Genomic DNA, 2242 nt, shown 5'->3' on the forward strand with positions numbered 1-2242 from the left:
CCTTTTAATTTTTCGGGCCTATGACCTAAAAAAAGGCGTTTGTGTGACCGGATCTGTCATAGGTCACTGATATGACTGTTCCTAAATCAACTGAAAGGAGCAGTCGTCATGAACTTGGACCAATTACGAAAACATTTTCCTAATGAGCAGTCATGTCGTGAGTTCTTTGAATCCGTTGTCTGGCAGGATGGGCGAAAGTGCCCACTCTGCGGTTGTCAGCATTCATGCGCGTTGAAAAGCCCGCATGTCCGACCCGGTTTGTACGAATGCGATCAGTGCAAACGTCAGTTTACGGTCACGACCCGGACACCGATGCACAGTACCAAGTTGCCCCTTTGGAAATGGCTTCAAGCCATGTATTTGATTGTCCATTCCAGCAAGGGCGTCTCTTCCGTTTTCCTGGGACGGTATCTGGGCATCTCGCAGCCGGCCGCATGGCGAATGGGTCACGCCATTCGGCACATGATGACACCTATGCTCAGCGCCAAGCTTTCCGGTGTCGTTGAACTCGACGAAACTTATGTCGGCGGCACCCGCGCTATCAACCCGGTGTGCAAAACAAGCGGGGGCGCGGTACACGTAAATTTGGAGTACTGATCGCTGCCCAAAGACAAGGCTCCGTGAGGGCTCAAAAGGTTACCAGTGATAGAATCTCAGCGCTTAAACCTGTGGTTGCTGCAACCGTTAACAAGGATGCCTGGATCATGAGCGATGGTCATCACAGCTACAAAAAACATTGCCGAATCGTTTGCTGGTCATCAGAGCGTCATCCACGGCAAACGCGAGTACGTCCGCGGTTCGGTTCATGTCAATACTGCCGAATCCTTCGGTGCCATGCTTGAGCGTGTCAAAGAAGGTGTCTTTCACTACATGAGTGGAAAGCACCTCGACCGTAACCTGCGAGAGATCAGTTTCCGCTGGAACATTCGTATTCCCATGGAGAAGGAAACTAAGGCCGGTAGACGGAAGATCACCTGGATACCAATGCCAGTAATGACCATGCTTAAATCGGTGCTGAACGGTGCCACGGGAAAACAGAAACGCCGTACTCAAAACAACGGGCTGGCTTTCTTCTATTCGTAATAGTCAGCCTTTTTATGGGTCATAGATCCGTTAAAAAATAAACGACCTTGTGGTTAGCTGCTATTACGGTTTACCATTAGGTGGATAAACAATCAAAAAAGCCAACCGCTACATCTACGGGTTTGCCTTTACCGATGATTGGTTGAATTTTAAATTGCGTTCACAGGCGAAAAGTAAAGGCAGATTTTTCCAATGCCTCCAACGACTTTGCGGATAACGGGCCTGATATTTTCCTATGGAAAATTGTGTTGACTTGGTTCTATGTGATGATCTAATGGGCGGGTGAATTGATTTGCCCGATTTTCCCGTCAATATCATCGTTATAAAGGCAAATCGACCAGATAATCAGTCGTTAGATGGGAGAGCACCATGCCTATCACTTACACTATTGACCCGGAACGAAGACTAATTCTCACGAAGGTTAGCGGGGACCTCACCAGGGCAAGGTCGATTGAATACTTCGATCGTATACAGCAAGATTCCGATTGTCCCGACGAGGCAATCGAGCTTGTTGATTTCACCGAAGTAACTCATTTCAACCTCCAATACGACGATATGCTTGATATTACGCAGAGATACCAGGTAGCCAAAGCGACCAAACAAATCTTGGCAACCATTTTCAATTGTCCTTCAACCCTATCATACGGAATTGGCCGAATGCTACAGGCACTCCACGAGATGGCGAACAAGGTGCACCTTGTCGCAATTACACGATGTGAACAAGAGATACCCGAATGTGTTGAGAGATTTCGGTCAAACATTCCAAAAGCAGGCGATAGCGGTTAGTCGCGTCATATCAAAGTGTTACTAACACTATTTTTCATGGAATAATCACGGCGCTTCTTGCCATATACTTGATCATCAGTACGGATTGGACTCCCCCCAGTACTGAGTGGCTTCAATTCATTTAATCAGGTAGGTAATGTTTGCGTTAGACCAATGGTTTAACGGAGCGGCTTCCTCCAACGACCATGCAGATATCAGCTTTGGCAATATTCACCGATTCTCAATAATTATCACACCGGACCAAATTCTGCGCCGGTAACCGTTCACATGGTACGCTGAAGATTATCCCACTGCATCGGAAATATATGATATTTCCAGATGGTAAGGTGATTTCAATGTGTCGAGATCGGAGATGGTTGTCTTCCCATTGTAA

The 2242-nt window shown here is 47.1% G+C and carries 2 protein-coding genes and 2 pseudogenes; all 4 read left to right on the forward strand.

Features of this window, described 5'->3' with window-relative positions:
• Positions 1-108: 108 nt before the first annotated feature.
• Positions 109-276, forward strand: a pseudogene (locus ABYV26_RS24585) (transposase); the annotation flags it as partial.
• 78 nt (positions 277-354) lie between these two features.
• Complete coding sequence (locus tag ABYV26_RS24590; protein WP_372683986.1) at positions 355-597, forward strand: hypothetical protein; 243 nt, start codon at positions 355-357, stop codon at positions 595-597.
• Positions 552-668 (forward strand): annotated as a pseudogene (locus tag ABYV26_RS24595) (hypothetical protein); the annotation flags it as partial. The gene ABYV26_RS24590 and the pseudogene ABYV26_RS24595, both read left to right, overlap by 46 nt.
• Before the next feature lie 43 nt (positions 669-711).
• Entirely contained in the window at positions 712-1083 is a 372-nt protein-coding gene (locus ABYV26_RS24600) for a transposase (protein ID WP_372683985.1), read from the forward strand.
• Positions 1084-2242 lie beyond the last annotated feature (1159 nt).

This window comes from Desulfosarcina sp. (genome assembly GCF_041551955.1).
GTDB lineage: Bacteria > Desulfobacterota > Desulfobacteria > Desulfobacterales > Desulfosarcinaceae > Desulfosarcina.

What these genes read in the sequence shown, in the direction of transcription:
- ABYV26_RS24600 (WP_372683985.1), top strand. Translation starts at nt 712, where the DNA reads ATGGTCATCACAGCTACAAAAAACATTGCCGAATCGTTTGCTGGTCAT.
- ABYV26_RS24590 (WP_372683986.1), top strand. Translation starts at nt 355, where the DNA reads ATGTATTTGATTGTCCATTCCAGCAAGGGCGTCTCTTCCGTTTTCCTG.